Genomic DNA, 18,321 nt, shown 5'->3' with positions numbered 1-18,321 from the left:
AATCCTTAGCGTGTGGCTAGATAATCAATGAAAGCATTGACCGCTTTAATTTGCGGCCCGTCACTGGTTGCGTAGGCGTCTGATGTATACCCCCACCAATCCCAACAGCCCTGAGGGTTCATTGGCATAATCAGGGATTTCTTGGTTTGTGGGTAAATCACGACTAACTGGTTATCATCAGCCCAGCGGTTCAGGCCAGTTTGTTCAACGTAGGCCATACCAACAGCGTCCGCGTACTGATTACAACCATGAAAACTCACATGTACGCGGCAGGCTTCGCCATTACTGCATGATGTCGGGATATAAGCATAACCTTTATCGGCCAGCGTGCTGGCATCATCGCCGGCAATTTCCTGTTGATCAAAGGAAATTACTTCACCTTTTAGTACGTCATCAGGGCGATTTAGTTCACCTAACAGGGCTGTCAGCAGCTCACCGGCGGCGTCATACTCACATTTGCCGATGTAAGGTGCAGCGGAGTCAAGACAACTACCACCGGCATCGATGGTTGGAAACACGTGAGAAAAGGGCTTGTCGTTTACGTAGGTCAGTTGTTCAGCGGGTACCCATTGTTGGTACTGTTCATATAAAGCATCACTCACTTCAGAGTTGACCCGCGTATCCGCAGTGCCATGCAATAGCCAGACGTTATCATCTTTCAGGTTAGCCAGAGGCGGGATCTTACCTGCCTTTTCCCAGCTCTTGGCTTGCGCACTCAGAGCCTTAACATCCAGCGGTGGGTTAACTTTATCCACACACTGGCCAAGTGCCACAGCAATATCATTCTGGGCACAGTAATAAGGGCCGGAGGCGAGCATTGCAGCGCCGGTTACCTTGTCACTGTTCGCCAGGTGAAACTGGGTGGCCATAAAGCCACCTGAGGATAACCCTGACACCGTAATGGTATCGGTATCAAGCTGTAAACTGCCTTCCTGCTGAGCAATGCTGCCTTGTGCGATAACCACAAGGCCAAAACCCAAAGCCGTTTGTAAGGTTGTCTTCATTGATTAATGTCCTTGTTAATATTTTAAAAAAGCTTCAATAGCATCGGCTTTCTGCTTAATGTTCACCACACCATCGAAATGGCCAAGACTGCCGCTAAGTTCTTCATAGCGACTGTCCTTGCCTTGCTTCTGTAACGTGTCGTGCGCTTTTTGCGCCATATAAGGCATTAATAATAAATCATTTTCGGCCGGTAAAAATAAGGTTTTCGCTTTCACTGAACGCAGACTCTGACTCAGTGAGTCACCGTGCCCGGCAAGAAACAGCTGACAGGCCCGAACCAGATACAATAAATGATTGGCATCCATTTTTTCGGCTCGGGTGCGGGCTCTTTCAGTTAACCAGGTCACTATACTGTGTGATTTACGGATACTGCTCAATGGGCCGGTTTCTAGCGGATGATAGTCTAACTTCTCACCTTGCTGATTAAAATACAGTGGGTGCAGCGCTTGTTGGGTAATTAACATCAGCGCAGCGGCAAGGCCATCTACCGGCGGTTCGCTATCGTAGTAGTCACCTTCCTGCCAGTTTTTATCCAGACGAATGGGTATGGCCCATTGCTCAAGCGCGGCCGTGGTCCAGGCGTCGCTGTCACCGGTGCCAATCACCGATATCATGCGTGGTACCCAGTCGGGGTAACTGGCTGCCCATTCAAGTGCCTGCATTGAGCCCATGGAAGGACCGATGACAGCGTGCAGTTTGCTGATCCCAAGACTTTCCAACACCGCTTTTTGCACGTTGACAAAATCTTTAATGGTTACCACCGGAAAATCGAGCCCGTAAGGTTTCCCGGTGTCGGGGTTGGTACTGGCCGGGCCGGTGGTGATTACATTGGGATCGTTGGCATTTAGATTAGCTAGGCTATCTACACTGATAACAAAATACTGGTTTGTATCAATAGCTTTGCCCGGACCAATAATGGCATCCCAATAGCCAGAGACTGCGTCATTCGGATGGTACTTACCGGCAGCGTGGGAGTTGGCCGAAAAATAATGGGTAATTAATATCACATTATCTTTAGACTGATTGAGTTTGCCGTAGCTTTCCCAGCCAACCTGCAGAGACTTAATAGTTCGACCGCCAACGGTGGTGTAAGACGGCATGCTAAAACGTTTTTTGGTGGTGAGTAACACTTCTTCAGAGGCGGATACTACTGCTGGCAAGGCCAGCAGTAGTGTGCAGCATAATAGGAATATCCGTGCCATGGTGACTCCTTAAAAGAAACTAAACAACGCGATAGCCATTGCCAACCCGATTAGCGGTACGACAACGGTTAACGCAGCTACAGAGCCATAAGCGGCTTTGTGAGTTTCATGACAAATTGCCCGAATGGTGGTCACAACGTAACCATTATGTGGCAAAGAGTCCAGCGCGCCGGATGAGATAGCCACAATGCGGTGCAGTTCTTCAGGTTCTACTCCACGGTCGATATAGTGATGACCAATCAGTGGTAAAACAATTGCCTGACCTCCTGAGGCTGAACCGGTTAAACCGGCAATTACGCTCACCGCTACGGCTGCACCAATAAGTTCGTTACCTGGCAGGTTTGCCATCACCTCAACAGTTGCCTGAAAAGCATCGGTGTTTTTGGCTATGGAACCAAAGCCCACTACCGCAGCTGTATTACCAATAGCGACCAGAGCACCGGTGGTGCCGGTGTTAACGGCTTTGGATAAGTCGTGAAAATACTGAAAGTTAATTACCATCAGGGTTAATACGCCACCGGATAGCGCCACAATAAGGGCCAACTGGGCCAGTGATTCGTGCAACCAGAAACTTAATACCAGTACCACTAACAGGGGCAGAACCCCGGTTAATGGATGCGGCAAATCACGGACTTTTACTTTGGGATCGGTCGGTCGCTCTTCGAAAGATTCTCCGTTGGCGATCGCCTTGCCAATCATACGCTTAAGCCACCAATAGCCAAAGCACGCCATGAAAATAGCGACCACCAGACTGACTTCCCAACCCGCAAAGGGTGACGTGCCCAGGTATTTAATTGGGATCCAGTTCTGAATTTCCGGCGAACCTGCCGAGGTCATGGTGAAGGTCACTGAACCAAAGGCCATCGTGGCAGGAATAAAGCGGCGGGGCAGGTTAGCATCTTTAAACAGACTTAGTGCCATGGGGTACACTGAGAAAGCAACCACAAACAAACTTACGCCACCGTAAGTTAAGATGGCACACGCCAGTACCACAGCAACTACGGCATGTTTAAAGCCCAGTTTTCCTACAATCCAGCGGGCGACAGAATCTGCCGCGCCGGTATCTTCCATGAATTTGCCAAAAATCGCCCCCAGTAAAAACATAAAAAACCAGGCTGAAATAAAGCCTGCGAAACCACTCATATAAGTGGTGACGAAATTTGCATCGCCGGTAAACAGGGGAAGGCCGCTCGTCAGCGCGACGATCAGGGCACACACCGGGGCGGCAATGAATAAATTCATCCCGCGGATAGTGAGTACAATAAGCAGTCCCAGTCCACCAACCAGTCCGAGTAAACTCAACATAATGTTACTTTCCTTTGATTGAAATCTGTGACCGCAGACTCTTCATCAGTGCTGCAAAGTGTGGATCGCATTAACAAATCTGCCCATAGTACGATGGTACTAGTTACGAAATTGTTAAAAAACTCTACAGTTAACTCGACCGCGCTCTTCAGAAAGATTTTTGATTTACTAAAACAAGGGACACCCTATGAAACACACATTCGGTAATAAAATAAATTTTACCCGCACATTCTGCGCTACGGCGGTAACGTTGGCCTGCATGGGCTCGCAGGCTGCAATAGCTCAGGATTCTGAAGACGGAATCGAAAAAGGCAAACTGGAAAAAATTGAGGTTACTGCCCGTAAAACGGTGGAAAGTTTGCAGGAAGTGCCGGTTGCTATCACTTCTCTTGGTGCTGTTGAACTGGGCAATAAAGGGATCAGTGTTTTAACAGAAGTGCAACAGTTCTCACCGAATACGACCTTACAAACCAGCCGCGGAACCAACTCCACTCTGACTGCCTTTATTCGTGGTCTGGGTCAGCAGGATCCACTGTGGGGTTATGAACCCGGTGTCGGTATTTACATTGATGATGTTTATGTTGCCCGTCCACAAGGAGCGGTGTTGGATTTGCTTGACGTGCAGCGTATAGAAGTTCTGCGCGGACCACAGGGTACACTGTACGGTAAAAACACCATTGGTGGTGCAGTAAAATATGTCACCAAAGATATGACCGGCGACCCAACCTTAAATATTGAAGGTACAATTGGTAATTACAGTCGTGCAGACGTTAAAGTGACCGGTCAGTATCCACTGGTTGAAGACAAGGTTTATCTGGGCTTTGGTTATGCCAACCTGAATCGTGACGGTTACGGTGAGTTCCTGCAAAGCGCGCTGGAAGGGCAGGACCGTGAAAACTACAACAAAGATCTGTGGGCCGCACGGTTAACTCTGGAAGCGCACATTACCGATGATTTATTTTTCCGTTTAGGCTGGGATAAAACCGAAGATACCTCTAATTCTAAAGGGGGGTACCGTTTATTACCAAGTATCCTGACCGACGCACCAGTGCCAGACTCGGTGTATGATTCTTATACCAGTATGCCGACTTGGAACAAGGTTGAATTGGAAGGTTATAGCTGGTTAATGCGCTATGATGCCACCGATAATCTTGAGTTGAAATACATTGGTTCGCATCGTGAGAGCTACTCACCTACCAATATCGACTTTGACAATACCGCTCTGGATATCTTTGACGTACCGGCTATTTACGAAGATGACAACGATACCCATGAACTACAAGCTAACCTCACGGGTGACAGATTTACCATGGTTAGCGGCTTATACTACTATGATGGAACATCATGCGGGGTGTTTGATGCGGTGCTAGGTGTGCTGGGCAGAACTTATGCTGCAGCGGGGATATTTCCACCAGATACCAATGGTTTTTCGCGCGAAGTATCTGGCTGTAACAACAGTGAAAGCTGGGCCGTTTATGGTCAGGTAAACTACGATATTACTGATAAACTTTCTTTGTCTGTAGGCGCTCGTTATACAGATGAAGAGAAGCAAGTAACGGTATATAACGGCACTGATACGCAAAACTGGTATCCTGAATCAGGCTGGATACCGGGTTATGTCAGACCAGAAGATACCAGCGTATTTCCTCTGGTTTTAGGTAGAGACACCGATGGTGACGGCGTATTGGATGCACCGGCTAAACAAAGCTGGTCACGGTTTACGCCACGAGTAGGTGTCGAGTATCAAATGAACCGGGATACCATGTTCTTTGCCAGTTACTCACAAGGTTTCAAGTCAGGTACCTTTAACCCTCGTGCAACAATCAATGAACCAGGCGTTAATCCTGAAGTGGTGGACTCTTTTGAAATTGGGGTGAAAAGTGATGTAACAGACTCTTTCCGAGCTAACGTCACGCTATTCTCTTATGATCATAAAGACAGACAATATATTGGTATTGAAGGTGACGCAACTGATCCTACCGGTTTAGAACAGCGCTTACGTAACGCCGCAGAAACCGCAGCGAAAGGGGCTGAAGTAGAATTAACTTATGTTGCAACGGAGAGTCTGACGCTGTCAGCAGCTTATGGTTATATTGATTTTGAAATTAAGGAAAACAATGCAACACCACCTCTGATTGGCTTAGCAAGTACACCGGAGAATACGCTGAATCTGGCGGCAAATTATGCACTGGACACCAGCATCGGCTATTTTAACTTTAATGCAAACTATTATTACCGTGATGATTATCTGCTGTTTGAAACCAGCGATCTTATTCAACAAGATGCTTACGGTATGGTTAACCTGAGTGCTAATTGGGAAAGCATTGAAGGTGACTGGTACGCCGGTGTTCACGTTAAAAACCTGACCGACGAAGAATATCTGGTGGGGGGGTATGACTTTGTTACTCAAAACGAAGATGGCAGCTATGGTCCCGGAACCGGTGGTGATACCACACTGATTGGTTACTATGGCGATCCCATGACCGTTCAGCTTACTGTTGGTTATCGCTTCTAACAATTAAAAGACCTAACGACTGAAGTAAATTAACGGCCAGCTTAAGCTGGCCGTTTTGTTCTTAACACGATGAAATTGCGATACACTGCATACAATGAATAACCTATTGTTAAACAGGGAAGCGGTATTGAATACGCGAATACTTATTGCTGATGATCACCCGCTGTTTCGCGCCGCCATGCGCCAGGCGATGGTGGATATCGTGGGTGACAATATTACTGAAGTGGCCTCATTTTCTGAAGCTTACAGCGTCATTGAAGCTGATGACTCACTGGAACTCGTGTTTCTGGATTTAAATATGCCGGGCAATGAGGGCCTCACTGGGCTATCCACACTACGCACGCAGTTTCCTGGCGTACTGGTGGTGATAGTCTCAGCCGAAGAAGATCCAGTGTTAATTCGCAAGGCAATCGATTTAGGTGCCAGTGGCTATATTCCCAAGTCCACGCCATTGGCTGAAATCGCCGAAGCGGTTAATCTTGTGCTCGATGGTGAACAGTGGTTACCAGACAACATCAACGAAGCTATTGAAGCATTGGAAAATCAGCAGGACAAAGCGTTTGCAGACAAACTGGCGCAGTTAACACCCCATCAGTTTAAGGTACTGCGCATGATGGCAGATGGCTTGTTAAACAAGCAAATTGCCTATGAACTGAAAATATCTGAATCTACCGTCAAGCAACATGTATCAGCCGTATTACGGAAGCTTGAAGTAATCAACCGGACTCAGGCCGGTGTGTTATTTAAGCAAATGATGAATATGGAGGAATGAAATAACTGGGTGTCACCGGCCACCATAAATAGCGCGGCCAGTGACGGGGCACCTGATTATTGATTATCCAGTACTAACACGCCGGCACCGGTGTTGGAGATTGGTGCATGGTAGTGCTTGTGTAGTACGGCTGCATCGTCTTTTAATGCGCCACGCATTACCAGCCACATAATGGTTTCTATACCTTCGCTACCTGCTCGGCGAATAATTTCAGCGTTACTAAACTGAGTCATCCATTCTGGCTCTGTGGCAATTTTATCCATGCACTCTAAATCGAACTCAACGTCGATAATACCCGCTCGTTCACCTTGCAACTGGTGTGACATACCGCCTGTACCCAGAATCACTACCCGGGTATCTTCCGGATAAGACTCAAGGGCTTTGCCCAAAGCCCTGCCCAGTTTTAAACAGCGTGCAGCAGACGGTACCGGATGCTGCACTGTATTAACGGCCAGAGGAATGGCTTTTACCGGCCATACGTCGTGATCGCCAAACAACGCGCGAATTGGGTTAACAAAGCCATGATCAACTTTCATTTCCTGACAGGTGCAAATGTCAAATTCTTGCTCGACCAGCGACTGTGCAATGTGCCAGGACAGTTTTGCGTCACCTTCGAAGGGAGAGACCGGTTTTAATCCCCAACCTTCGTCGGCATTCTCGTATGTATCGGCACACCCAAGCGCAAAAGTCGGTACTTTATCAAGGAAGAAATTTAATCCATGATCATTGTAAACGACTATCACCAAATCTGGCTTTGCCTCTTTTAGCCAGGCTTTTGCCGGCTCGTAACCATCAAAAAAGCGCTTCCAGTAAGGGTCTTGTGTTAACCCCTGAGAAATTGCATTGCCCACTGCGGGGATGTGTGAGCTTGTAATCCCGCCAATAATTTTAGCCATTCCAGTAGTCTCCTCGTTTTGCCAGTATATCGCTCAGACCATTACCTTTGTCGAGCAGACGCTTTTGAAATTCTTCAGTGGTGATCCCCTGAAAAGCGGCGCCGGCATCCTGTACAGACACGCCGCGCGGGATACACATTTTGGCCAGAAAATAAATGTTTGCACCCATGCGGAGCAGTTTTAAAAAGTCTTGCTCCAGCACGGCTTTCTTATACTCACCAGCAACCCCCATTTTGTCGCAGTAAGCGGCAGGGTCGGCATCAAACTCATCACGACAAGCCTGGTCGTTAAAGGTATAGAGCAACTTATTGATAGCGTAAGCGGGGTGAGCCCGCTGGCCATCAAAGACGTAAGTGCCGGGAATATCATCATAGTCCTGCTTTTTCCAGTTCATTTGGAACCCCTTCTTAACTTGTTAATTGTATTTTATGCATATATTCTGTCTTTATAAGGGTTAAAATACTTATTTAATGGTTAATTTTGTAGATTGTAGTAATTATGTTAGGTAATTTAGAATTTGTTGATCTGTATGGGGAGCAGAGCAGTTTTCCACATCAAACTTTTTTATACTGCGAACCGCTTACGCAACGAAGTGCGCAGCACGAATGGAAAATCCACCCCCATAGGCATAAACACATTACTCAGATATTTGTGCTTAACGAGGGCGGTGTGGAAGTGCAGCTAGATGGTGAGCGGCAACAGATAACGGCACCTGCTCTTATCTATATTCCAGATGGTGTTATGCATGGTTTTGACTGGCAGGCTCAATCGCAGGGCACGGTATTATCAGTAGCCACGCCAATGTTACGTCAGGTGGAGCAGAATATTGGGGAATCAGTCGACGCCCTGGTAGAGGCATTTGTATTAACCGTGGAGAAGAGCTATCGAACGCCTTTACAAACACTCTGTAGCATAATTCAGCAGGAAGCAGGCAGTCCGTCTCTGCACCAGAGCGGTATGCTTCAGGCGTTACTTCAACAATTACTAATTCTGATGCATCGGTTACAACCTTCCCGCTATGAAGAAGGAGGATTAACTAAACCAGAACGAAAACTAAGAATATTTCAACAACTTATACGCCAGCACTTTGCATCGCAGCACAGGGTAAGCTGGTATGCACAGCAAATTGGTGTAAGTCAGGCTCATCTGAATCAAATCTGCCAACAATATTTTCAATCCCGGGCGTTGGCATTAATTCATAATACCCTGATCAGTGAAGCTAAGCGCTATCTGGTATTTAGTGATATAGCCGTCGCTGAAATTGCCGAACGACTGGGCTTCCATGAACCAGGCTATTTTAATAAGTTTTTTAAGCGCCATACGGGGCTAAGCCCCGCGGCTTACCGTCGCCAAAGTCGGGATTAAAGATCAAGTATCAGGCGCGCGCTTTTAGCTCTTGAGCAACAAACTGCAACCCGGTCCATCTGAGCTTTTTCCTGATCGGTCAGAAAAACGTCCTTGTGGTCCGCTTCACCACCGAGTAATGGTGTCACACATGTGCCACATACCCCTTCTTCACAGGATACCGGTACAAAAAAGCCGTTATCTTCCAGAGCTTCCAGCATGGATTCATCTTTGCCGACACTGATGACTTGGCCAGAACTGGCGATTTCAACTTCGAAGCTGCCATCATTGCTATGATCGATAGGTTCGGCTGAAAAAAACTCACGATGCAGTCGCTCACTATTAATACCTTGCTGCTTCGCTCGGGTCAGAACATCATTGATAAAACCTGCTGGCCCGCAAATAAAAATATCAGCGTCAGCGGCGGCGTTTGCCAACACCGCCTGAATGTCGAGCCGTATACCTTTGGCTGCTTTGTCATGTATACAAACATTGCTCAGCTTACTATAGCTCTCGCTTAAAATGTTATCAGTCTGGTTGCCCACAGCGTAGTACAGAGCAAATTCTCGTTGCTCCGCCTGGCATTGCTCGATCATTGGGATCATCGGTGTAATTCCAATACCGGCCGCCAGAAACAAGCAGGGTGAACTGCCGTCTGTTAATGGAAAATGATTCCGCGGCTCACTGATGGTAATTTCAGTACCGCTTTGCAGTGTTTCGTGAATATAGCGGGAACCACCTTTACCGTTTTCTTCTATCTGCACAGCAATCTGATAGTGATTGCTGTTGAGTGCCCCACATAGCGAATACTGGCGAATCATATCACCTGGCAAAAATACATCGATATGGGCGCCGGGTGCCCAATCTGGCAGCGGCTCACCGGTGCTTGAGGTCAGCGTGAGCTTGCAGACTCGAGGAGTAAGACTCTCTTTGCCCGAAACAATAACCTGTAACATATTATGACTCTCCGTTGCTTGCAGCAGATTTTTCTTTTTTCATGGTCCGCTCAATCAACCGTCGAGCCTGCACGCCTCCTGCATCAATATCGAGTTTGAGGATCTGACGGTCAGGAAAACGGTCAAGGTTTTGTTGCTGACGCTCAAGGATTTCAAGGTCTTCAGCAAATATTTTACCCTGGCCTTCCTGGATGGTAGCGGTTAATGCGTCATCATTCGCTTTGAAATTTCTTGCCATACCCCAGAAATACCACATTGTGCCGTCGGTCTCTGGTGTAATAAAGTCAACCACGACACTGTTAGCCTTCTGATCGGCGGGTGCGTCGTACCCGCCCTTACCGGCCAGAGCCACACCTACTTCAATCATAACGTGACTGGGTAAATCGAACCGACAGATCTGCCAGCGGTCTACCGGCTGGTCGTTAGGCAAACCATTGGCGCTAAGCGCGTCTTGCCAAAACGGGGGCGGTAAAATATTTTCCATAAAACGGCTTGTGACTACCTGTCCATTTTCCATAGTGGTGTTAACCGGTGTTTCGTCAATTTCTTTTTGCCCGATCGACGTAGCATGCACATAGGTTTCGTGGGTAAGATCCATTAGGTTATCAATCATCAGGCGGTAATCGCATTTTATGTAGTAAATACCCCCACCATAAGCCCAGTTTGGATCCAATGCCCAGTTGAGTTCAGGGATTAAACCTTCATCCGCCGCTGCCTTATCGCCTGGCCAAATCCAGATAAAACCATAGCGTTCCACCACCGGAACAGACTTGATACAAGGAAAGTTTTCGACGCGTTGAAGAGGCATACTTTGGGTCTTACCGTCGGCGCCCATTTGTAAACCATGGTAACCACATACCAGGTTGTCACCTTCTACATAACCAAGAGAAAGAGGGGCTCCACGATGAGGGCAGAAATCTTCAACGGCTTGAATTGTGTTGTTACTGTCACGATAAAAAGCAATTTGAATATTACATATTGTACGGCCCAGAGGTTGCGTACCTTTAATTTCATCGCTGGTTGCTGCGACGTACCAAGCATTGCGAATAAAATGACTCATGAGTAGCGTTCCTTTTTCAAATAATCTTGTATATTGGATCCAATGTTAGCAATGTTAATAGAATGTTTCTAGCCTTTTTGTAAATTTTGGATCCAAAAATGGACATTGTCAGACTAATTGGCCTTAATTTTTGCCCGTTTAATAATAATTGGATCCAATTAAGAATTTACTTAAGTGCTTGTTTACAACCTCATTACTACGCAAAATAGAAGGGGTGCCTGGTTAGACAAGATGAATAGCCGTTCAGGAAAATTGAGAATGAAGAAAGATAAACACGCCGTACTCAGCATATTGCGGAATAAAATCCTCTCTGGCGCGCTGAATCAGGGCGATAGACTGGCTGAAATACCAACCGCAGATATGTTGGGGGTATCTCGAACACCGGTTCGCATTGCTTTTCGTGCCCTTGAACAGGAGGGGTTATTAACGAAGTTGCCCCGGCGTGGTTATCAGGTTAGGAAAGTGACTAACGAGGAAATAGCCGGTTCGGTAGAAGTGCGGGGCGTGCTGGAAGGCTTAGCGGTGCGACAGATTGTTGAGAAGGGAGTGGGCAGTGCAATTATTGCCGATCTCAAATTGTGTCTGCATGACGGAGACACCTTGTTTGCCGAGCGCACGTTTGATGAAGAAAAGATCCAGACCTATGTGGAGATAAACCGACGGTTCCACGAGTGCCTGGTAAAAGGCAGTCAGAACAATGCGATTGTGATGGCTTTGCAGATTAATGAGCATCTCCCTATGGCATCGGTAAATGCGCTGGTGTTTAACCCTGAGCAACCCGAGCGCGAATATGAACGGCTTTATTATGCTCATCAGCAACATCACGCCATCGTGCAGGCCATTGCTGCGGGGCAGGGAGCACGTGCTGAGGCTCTGATGAAAGAGCATGCACAGGCCGCCCTGAACAGTTATGAGCAAATAGCTGCCAGTGGTCAGTCAAAAACTATCCGCACTGAATAATCAGCGTTAGCCACTGGTCAGTTTATGTTGTTTCAGCATACGTTTGAGTGCCGCAGGTTTTAACGGTTTGGGTAGATACAGCAATCCTGCCTCACGTGCTTCATCGCGAACACCGTCATGCCGGTTAGCGGTATTCAGAATACCGGGTACCGCACGCTGCCAGTGTTCGCGCAACTGACGCGCGACGTTAATGCCTGTTTCGCCATGATCCAAATGATAATCAACCAGCATCAAATCAGGTATCGTCTTCAGCGCAAGGGCCTGAGTAGCTGTTTTGGCAACGATTACATTAGCTCCCCAGTCAGAAAGCAGTACTTCCATAGCAGCGCTGATTTGCTCGTCATTTTCGATAATCAGAACGCATTGCTTATCAAGTAAATTTACCGGATCAGGGCGTTTTTCAGCTACTGCGTCGGGATGGCGCTGCAAGTTGTCAGGTGAACGCTCCACACGGATGCTGAATGCTGTGCCTTTGCCGGGTTGGGAGACTACATTAACCGGGTGAACCAATAACTGGCTGATCCGCTCCACTATGGTGAGGCCCAGCCCGAGTCCCTGATTATGCTGGTGATCAAGCTGATGAAATTCATTAAAGATCTCTTGTAACTGATTTTCCGGAATACCAGGGCCAGTGTCGAAAACCGCGATCTCGACAAAGCTGGCGGAGCGATGACGAACACCAATTAACACCCTACCGCTTTGGGTGTAGCGCACCGCGTTGGATAACAAATTCTGAATAATCCGGCGCAACAGTTTGGGGTCTGAATATACATTCACGCTGGTGGGTACATAGCTGAGTTTCAAAGATTTCTGTTCGCCGATGATCCTAAACCCATTTACCAGCCCGGCAAGCACGTCATCGAGAGCAAAATGGGTTTTCTGGACTGTCAGGCGGCCGGATTCAAGACGTGTCATATCCAATAGTGAAGTCAGCAATGATTCTGCACTGTTGAGTGAATGTAAAAGTCCTTCGCTCATGGTGTGTAATTCAGTACCTGACGTTTTCTGCACCAGCATAGAAGCAAACAGTGTGGCCGCATTAAACGGCTGCATGAGATCATGCCCTGCCGCAGCAAGAAACTTTGTTTTGCTTAAATTGGCCTGGTCAGCTTCTTGCTTCGCCACTTCAAGCTGTTTGGTTCGATGGGCGACACGCGCTTCTAAGTCAGCTTTAGCCTGTTCCAGCTCATCCTGAATACGAATATAGCTGGTAATATCGCTATACGTGGTGACATAACCGCCTCCTGGAAGTGGACTGCCGTTGAGTTCAATAACCCGGCCGTCAGTCTGCTTACGCACATATTTGTACTGACTGCCATCGGCCATATACTGTACGCGTTTGTTGATCTCTTTCTGCATATTGTCGACTTCGCCTAACAGACCGCGTTGAGCGTTATACTGCAAAAGATCTTTAATCGGCATGCCTACCTGAACCACGCCAACAGGGTAATTAAACATATCCAGATAGCTGTCGTTCCAGGCCAGCACATCCAGGCTCTGATCGAGTACCACAATTCCCTGTTGAATATGTTGTACCGACGACATCAGGATTTCATGATTAAACTGAAAACTTTGCGAAGCTTCCTCTACCCAGTGCACAAGGTTGGAAAAGCCACGGCCCTGGGTATCGGCAATCGCGGTTAATAGCAAGCGGGCGCTGGGATGACCAATTTGTCCCGCCATCAGTTTTTCTACCCGTACAAGCAGGCCTTGACTGGCATAGCCCTGACGATGACTTCCTGAGTCAGTAACGCTTAACTGGTTAGCCAACGTAGCATGGGTAACCGGATCCAACACCCGCTCGGTAAGCGCTAATAAGTCGTTCACCGGGATCGCCAGTTCCGGCTCGTCTAACCGGTTTTCGGAGTGGCCTTGCTCTTTAGCCGAGGTGGGTTTAGTAGCAGGCAGCGCAACTGCAACGAGTACATACACCGCGCAGTTAATCACCAGGCTCAGTACATAGCTGGAAGCGAGTTCATGGTCGCTAGGAATAGGGTTAAAGTAATAACTGGATAAAAGACTGGGATAAAGCATCCAGGCCACCCAGCCGATGAATCCCGCCAGCATGCCACTGATGGCTGCGGCCTTACTGCTTTTTTGCCAGTACAGGCTGAACATCATAGCGGGTAGCATTTGCGATAACAGCGCCATGGCGATGATGCCGCTTTTTACCAGCGGCGCGCTTTGACTGATATTAACGTGGTACCAAAACGCCACTGACAATACGACCAGTACGGTTAACCGCCGGATATTCAGTAGCTGGCTGGCTTCCATGGTATGCCGAGTCTGTTTTTTGAGCTTGAACTTAAACCATAGTGGCGTAATCAGATTATTGGCAATCATAATCCCCAGCGCCAGGGTGGCGACTATGATCATGCTGGTGGTAGCCGACAGGCCGCCCAAAAAGGCAATGACCGATACGCTAAGGTTTTGTTCATGTAGCGGAATAGCCAGTACCAGCGAGTCTGATTGAGCCGTTGTAGGGTCTAGCAACAGACTGCCGGCTAAGGCAATGGGGAGCAGAAAAACCGTCATGCCCAGCAGGTATAGAGGAAATAACCAGCGGGCCGTTTTGAGTTCACCGGCACCGTTATTCTCGACGAAATTCATATGAAACTGACGGGGTAGAATAAACATGGCGCAAATGCCCAGGAGTATATGGCTTAAATAAACAGTCCAGCTTTTATCCGCGTATAGAATGTCTCGACCGGGTTGATGTTGTGCGGCCTGGGCAACCAGGTCAAAAATGCCGTCAAACAATCCGTAACACACATAAATTCCTACGATGCTTAAGCCAACAAGCTTGATCATTGACTCTGCAGCAATGGTCACCAGCAGACCCGGGTGTTTTTCGGTCAGGCTGAGGGTTTGTGTTCCGAACAAAATAGCGAACAGTGCCATTAACGCGGCCACGTACAACCCTACCGTGCCAGAACCACTTTCTGCATCAGCGGTAAGCAGGTTAATGCTTTCGGTAATAGCATCGAGTTGCAGGGCGATGTAGGGCACAACGCCAACAAAACATAACAGGGTGATCAGTGCTGCCAGACTATGTGAGCGGTCATAGCGCAGACTGATAAAATCAGCCAGGGAGCTGACACTGTTCTGCTGACAAATACGGGTAATTTTAATTAACACCGGAAAGGCAAACAGCATCACCAGTGCAATGCCAACATAAGTAGGAAAAACCGGCCAGCCATAATGAGTGGTTTGTGTGGTGGTGCCAAAAAATGCCCAGGAGGTACAGTGAACCCCGAGTCCTAAACTATACAGGACGGGATGCTGCTTATTTTTATCAATTTTTTTGTCACCCCAAAATGCCAGCGCGAATAAACCTGCCAGATAAAGCAGGACGATAGCGCTGACACTCCAAATGTTTAGCATGATGAATAGCCCCTATTTGCTGCGCAGTTAAATTAGCATAATTCCTGTTCATGTTGATATTTTGTAAACATTTTTTATCAGTAAAACGTAACTGATATTAGTAATGAAAACGGCCATTGACCGCCAGTGGGCAAAGAAAATTGCGGCAAACCATAAAAAAATTGTGGATACCCTTGAAGGTCGTCAAACCACCCCCATAAATAGCCTCAATGTGAAAAACGACCCAATTTAACTTGTGGAGGAAAGCATGAGCGAGCCGCGCGACGTGCAATCAGAACAAAATGAAACCGTAGATCCCCAGACCGAAGCCCAGGCAGTTGATACTGAGCAAGTGGAAGTGGTAGAGGGCGAAGCTCCCGAAGCAGCCCTGGCTGGCGAAGTCGTCGACGAAACGGCAGAAAAGCTTGCCAGCCTGGAAAAAGCATTGGCCGCGGCTGAAGCCAAAGTTACCGAGCAGCAGGACAGTGTGTTACGGGCTCGTGCAGAAGCCGATAACGCTCGCCGTCGTGCCGACGGTGAAGTAGAAAAAGCCCGCAAATTTGCCTTAGAACGCTTCGCTGGTGAACTGCTGCCAGTGATTGATAATCTCGAGCGCGGCCTGCAAATGGCGGATACCGAGAACGAAGCTATCAAGCCGATGGTTGAGGGGGTTGAAATGACCCTAAAATCTTTTGTTAGCACAATTGAAAAATTTGGAATGGCCCCTATTGATCCGCAAGGCGAGGCGTTCAATCCGGAGCTACACCAGGCAATGTCGATGCAGGAAAGTGCTGACCACGAACCAAATACGGTAATAGCAGTAATGCAGAAAGGTTATGAATTAAATGGACGTTTGCTTCGTCCAGCCATGGTAATGGTTTCGCGTGCTCCAAGTGACGGTGTGGATACGCAGGCTTAATAAGATATTTTTTTCAACAACTATTGAAATCGGTGGGAAATAACCCCACTAATTTTGCAAGATTACAGAATTATACGGAGACACGTAATGGGTAGAATCATTGGTATCGATTTAGGTACAACGAATTCATGTGTCGCAGTTTTAGACGGCGACAAACCGCGAGTGATTGAGAACGCGGAAGGTGACCGCACCACGCCATCAATTATCGCTTACACTAACGACGGCGAAACCCTGGTTGGTCAGTCTGCAAAGCGTCAGGCTGTGACAAACCCGGAAAACACCTTATTCGCTATCAAGCGTTTAATTGGTCGTCGTTTTGAAGACAAAGAAGTACAGCGCGACATCGACATCATGCCTTTCAAAATTGCCAAGGCTGACAACGGTGATGCATGGGTAGAAGTAAAAGGCGACAAAATGGCGCCGCCGCAGGTTTCTGCCGAAGTACTGAAGAAAATGAAAAAGACCGCCGAAGACTATCTGGGCGAAAAAGTAACGGGTGCGGTAATCACTGTGCCGGCTTACTTTAACGACTCTCAGCGTCAGGCAACTAAAGACGCTGGTCGTATCGCGGGCCTTGAAGTTAAGCGTATTATCAACGAGCCGACAGCTGCTGCACTTGCCTACGGCATGGACAAAAAGCAAGGTGATAACGTTGTTGCGGTTTACGATTTAGGTGGTGGTACCTTCGATATCTCTATCATCGAAATTGATGAAGTAGACGGCGAGCACACGTTTGAAGTACTGGCGACCAACGGTGACACGCACTTAGGTGGTGAAGACTTCGATAACCGCGTTATCACTTACCTGGTCGATGAGTTCCATAAAGATCAGGGCATCAACCTGCGTAAAGATCCGCTGGCGATGCAACGCTTAAAAGAAGCGGGTGAGAAAGCGAAAATTGAACTGTCTTCTTCTCAGCAAACAGAAGTTAACCTACCGTACATTACGGCTGATGGTTCAGGTCCTAAGCACTTAGCGATTAAACTGACCCGTGCCAAGCTTGAGTCACTGGTAGAAGACATGGTGAAAGAGTCACTTGAGCCGGTTAAGAAAGCGCTGGCTGATGCTGACCTTTCAGTTAGCGATGTAAACGACATTATCCTGGTAGGTGGTCAGACCCGTATGCCTCTGGTACAGAAGTACGTAACAGAGTTCTTCGGTAAAGAACCACGTAAAGACGTTAACCCTGATGAAGCGGTAGCGGTTGGTGCTGCAATTCAAGGTGGTGTACTGTCTGGTGATGTGAAAGACGTATTGCTGCTGGATGTTACCCCGCTTTCACTGGGTATCGAAACCATGGGCGGCGTAATGACAGCACTGATTGAGAAGAACACTACGATTCCTACTAAAAAATCGCAAACCTTCTCAACCGCAGAAGACAACCAGTCTGCAGTAACCGTACACGTGCTGCAGGGTGAACGTAAACAGGCACAGGGTAACAAGTCACTGGGTCAGTTTAACTTAGAAGGTATTCGTCCGGCAGCGCGCGGTGTACCGCAAATCGAAGTCACTTTCGATATCGATGCCGATGGTATCCTGCATGTATCTGCTAAAGATAAGGACACCGGTAAAGAACAGAAGATCACCATCCAGGCGTCTTCTGGTCTGAACGAAGACGAAATCGAAAAAATGGTTGCCGACGCGGAAGCGAACAAAGAAGCGGATAAGAAGTTTGAAGAACTGATTCAGACTCGTAACCAGGCTGATGGTATGATCCACGCTACCCGCAAGCAAATGGACGAAGTAGGTGACGCACTGAGCGCCGACGATAAAGCGCCTATCGAAGAAGCCCTGAGCGCGCTGGAAACAGCAGCCAAAGGTGAAGATAAAGCGGAAATCGAAGCAAAAACTCAGGAACTGATCCAGGCTTCATCCAAGCTGATGGAAGCGGCTCAGGCACAGCAAGCTGCGGCTGGCGGTGCCGAAGGCGCGGATGCTGGTGCAAGCCAGGGCAAGCCTGACGATGACGTTGTTGACGCTGAGTTTGAAGAAGTCAAAGACGACGACAAGAAGTAAGTAACACG

At 47.9% G+C, this 18,321-nt stretch carries 15 protein-coding genes; 7 read left to right on the top strand and 8 right to left on the bottom strand.

Annotation, left to right across the window (positions count from 1 at the left end; all coding sequences use genetic code 11):
- Positions 1 to 5: 5 nt before the first annotated feature.
- Genes AC2T0J_RS22665 through AC2T0J_RS22655 form a run of 3 tightly spaced genes read right to left on the bottom strand, consistent with a single transcriptional unit; the run spans position 6 to position 3,512 of the window.
- Complete coding sequence (locus tag AC2T0J_RS22665) at positions 6 to 1,004, bottom strand: extracellular catalytic domain type 2 short-chain-length polyhydroxyalkanoate depolymerase (RefSeq protein WP_489807982.1); 999 nt, start codon at positions 1,002 to 1,004, stop codon at positions 6 to 8.
- 15 nt (positions 1,005 to 1,019) lie between these two features.
- Positions 1,020 to 2,207, bottom strand: coding sequence for an E22 family MetX-like putative esterase (locus tag AC2T0J_RS22660; RefSeq protein ID WP_489807981.1), 1,188 nt, complete (start codon positions 2,205 to 2,207; stop codon positions 1,020 to 1,022).
- A 9-nt stretch (positions 2,208 to 2,216) separates the two neighbouring features.
- Entirely contained in the window at positions 2,217 to 3,512 is a 1,296-nt protein-coding gene (locus tag AC2T0J_RS22655; protein ID WP_489807980.1) for a GntP family permease, read from the bottom strand.
- A 187-nt stretch (positions 3,513 to 3,699) separates the two neighbouring features.
- Here AC2T0J_RS22655 and AC2T0J_RS22650 point away from each other — a divergent pair, with 187 nt between their 5' ends.
- Together AC2T0J_RS22650 and AC2T0J_RS22645 are read left to right on the top strand one after the other, a co-directional pair.
- Entirely contained in the window at positions 3,700 to 6,027 is a 2,328-nt protein-coding gene (locus AC2T0J_RS22650; protein ID WP_489807979.1) for a TonB-dependent receptor, read from the top strand.
- A 127-nt stretch (positions 6,028 to 6,154) separates the two neighbouring features.
- Positions 6,155 to 6,799: a response regulator gene (locus AC2T0J_RS22645; RefSeq protein WP_489807978.1), complete on the top strand. Its 645-nt coding sequence runs from the start codon at positions 6,155 to 6,157 to the stop codon at positions 6,797 to 6,799.
- 56 nt (positions 6,800 to 6,855) lie between these two features.
- On the opposite strand, the gene AC2T0J_RS22640 is transcribed toward AC2T0J_RS22645, so the two are convergent.
- The gene (locus tag AC2T0J_RS22640) at positions 6,856 to 7,695 is read right to left on the bottom strand and encodes a class III extradiol dioxygenase family protein (RefSeq protein ID WP_489807977.1); all 840 of its coding nucleotides are present in this window, start codon (positions 7,693 to 7,695) and stop codon (positions 6,856 to 6,858) included.
- Positions 7,688 to 8,089 carry a protocatechuate 4,5-dioxygenase subunit alpha gene (locus AC2T0J_RS22635; protein ID WP_489807976.1) on the bottom strand — a complete coding sequence of 134 codons (402 nt, stop codon included), beginning with the start codon at positions 8,087 to 8,089 and terminating at the stop codon, positions 7,688 to 7,690. Before AC2T0J_RS22635 ends, AC2T0J_RS22640 begins: the two co-directional genes overlap by 8 nt.
- Before the next feature lie 104 nt (positions 8,090 to 8,193).
- Here AC2T0J_RS22635 and AC2T0J_RS22630 point away from each other — a divergent pair, with 104 nt between their 5' ends.
- Positions 8,194 to 9,060, top strand: a complete 867-nt coding sequence (locus tag AC2T0J_RS22630) for a helix-turn-helix domain-containing protein (RefSeq protein ID WP_489807975.1) — start codon at positions 8,194 to 8,196, stop codon at positions 9,058 to 9,060.
- Here AC2T0J_RS22630 and AC2T0J_RS22625 read toward each other — a convergent pair.
- Both AC2T0J_RS22625 and AC2T0J_RS22620 read right to left on the bottom strand, forming a co-directional pair.
- Positions 9,057 to 9,995, bottom strand: coding sequence for a PDR/VanB family oxidoreductase (locus tag AC2T0J_RS22625; RefSeq protein ID WP_489807974.1), 939 nt, complete (start codon positions 9,993 to 9,995; stop codon positions 9,057 to 9,059). The genes AC2T0J_RS22630 and AC2T0J_RS22625 overlap by 4 nt on opposite strands.
- A gap of 1 nt (position 9,996) precedes the next feature.
- Positions 9,997 to 11,055, bottom strand: a complete 1,059-nt coding sequence (locus AC2T0J_RS22620) for an aromatic ring-hydroxylating dioxygenase subunit alpha (protein ID WP_489807973.1) — start codon at positions 11,053 to 11,055, stop codon at positions 9,997 to 9,999.
- A gap of 258 nt (positions 11,056 to 11,313) precedes the next feature.
- Here AC2T0J_RS22620 and AC2T0J_RS22615 point away from each other — a divergent pair, with 258 nt between their 5' ends.
- Complete coding sequence (locus tag AC2T0J_RS22615; RefSeq protein ID WP_489807972.1) at positions 11,314 to 12,015, top strand: GntR family transcriptional regulator; 702 nt, start codon at positions 11,314 to 11,316, stop codon at positions 12,013 to 12,015.
- 6 nt (positions 12,016 to 12,021) lie between these two features.
- Here AC2T0J_RS22615 and AC2T0J_RS22610 read toward each other — a convergent pair whose 3' ends face one another.
- Complete coding sequence (locus AC2T0J_RS22610; RefSeq protein WP_489807971.1) at positions 12,022 to 15,399, bottom strand: PAS domain-containing hybrid sensor histidine kinase/response regulator; 3,378 nt, start codon at positions 15,397 to 15,399, stop codon at positions 12,022 to 12,024.
- A 103-nt stretch (positions 15,400 to 15,502) separates the two neighbouring features.
- Here AC2T0J_RS22610 and AC2T0J_RS22605 point away from each other — a divergent pair, with 103 nt between their 5' ends.
- The 3 genes from AC2T0J_RS22605 (at position 15,503) to dnaK (ending at position 18,313) form a co-directional block, all read left to right on the top strand.
- A complete protein-coding gene (locus AC2T0J_RS22605; protein ID WP_489807970.1) occupies positions 15,503 to 15,631 on the top strand; it encodes a hypothetical protein in 129 nt (42 codons plus the stop codon).
- Between the two features lie 15 nt (positions 15,632 to 15,646).
- Positions 15,647 to 16,297: a nucleotide exchange factor GrpE gene (gene grpE / locus AC2T0J_RS22600; protein WP_489807969.1), complete on the top strand. Its 651-nt coding sequence runs from the start codon at positions 15,647 to 15,649 to the stop codon at positions 16,295 to 16,297.
- 87 nt (positions 16,298 to 16,384) lie between these two features.
- Positions 16,385 to 18,313, top strand: a complete 1,929-nt coding sequence (dnaK, locus tag AC2T0J_RS22595) for a molecular chaperone DnaK (RefSeq protein ID WP_489807968.1) — start codon at positions 16,385 to 16,387, stop codon at positions 18,311 to 18,313.
- The last annotated feature ends 8 nt before the right edge of the window (positions 18,314 to 18,321 follow it).

Source organism: Alteromonas sp. ISO5 (genome assembly GCF_058105165.1).
The sequence above is the reverse complement of the archived record's forward strand: the minus strand, read 5'-3'. Positions and strand labels throughout refer to the sequence as shown.

Bases quoted from the DNA above. Each gene is read 5' to 3' on its own strand.
- dnaK (WP_489807968.1), top strand. From the start codon at position 16,385: ATGGGTAGAATCATTGGTATCGATTTAGGTACAACGAATTCATGTGTC.
- AC2T0J_RS22630 (WP_489807975.1), top strand. From the start codon at position 8,194: ATGTTAGGTAATTTAGAATTTGTTGATCTGTATGGGGAGCAGAGCAGT.
- AC2T0J_RS22650 (WP_489807979.1), top strand. From the start codon at position 3,700: ATGAAACACACATTCGGTAATAAAATAAATTTTACCCGCACATTCTGC.
- grpE (WP_489807969.1), top strand. From the start codon at position 15,647: ATGAGCGAGCCGCGCGACGTGCAATCAGAACAAAATGAAACCGTAGAT.
- AC2T0J_RS22665 (WP_489807982.1), bottom strand. From the start codon at position 1,004: ATGAAGACAACCTTACAAACGGCTTTGGGTTTTGGCCTTGTGGTTATC.
- AC2T0J_RS22610 (WP_489807971.1), bottom strand. From the start codon at position 15,399: ATGCTAAACATTTGGAGTGTCAGCGCTATCGTCCTGCTTTATCTGGCA.
- AC2T0J_RS22615 (WP_489807972.1), top strand. From the start codon at position 11,314: ATGAAGAAAGATAAACACGCCGTACTCAGCATATTGCGGAATAAAATC.
- AC2T0J_RS22620 (WP_489807973.1), bottom strand. From the start codon at position 11,055: ATGAGTCATTTTATTCGCAATGCTTGGTACGTCGCAGCAACCAGCGAT.
- AC2T0J_RS22660 (WP_489807981.1), bottom strand. From the start codon at position 2,207: ATGGCACGGATATTCCTATTATGCTGCACACTACTGCTGGCCTTGCCA.
- AC2T0J_RS22605 (WP_489807970.1), top strand. From the start codon at position 15,503: ATGAAAACGGCCATTGACCGCCAGTGGGCAAAGAAAATTGCGGCAAAC.
- AC2T0J_RS22655 (WP_489807980.1), bottom strand. From the start codon at position 3,512: ATGTTGAGTTTACTCGGACTGGTTGGTGGACTGGGACTGCTTATTGTA.
- AC2T0J_RS22635 (WP_489807976.1), bottom strand. From the start codon at position 8,089: ATGAACTGGAAAAAGCAGGACTATGATGATATTCCCGGCACTTACGTC.
- AC2T0J_RS22625 (WP_489807974.1), bottom strand. From the start codon at position 9,995: ATGTTACAGGTTATTGTTTCGGGCAAAGAGAGTCTTACTCCTCGAGTC.
- AC2T0J_RS22640 (WP_489807977.1), bottom strand. From the start codon at position 7,695: ATGGCTAAAATTATTGGCGGGATTACAAGCTCACACATCCCCGCAGTG.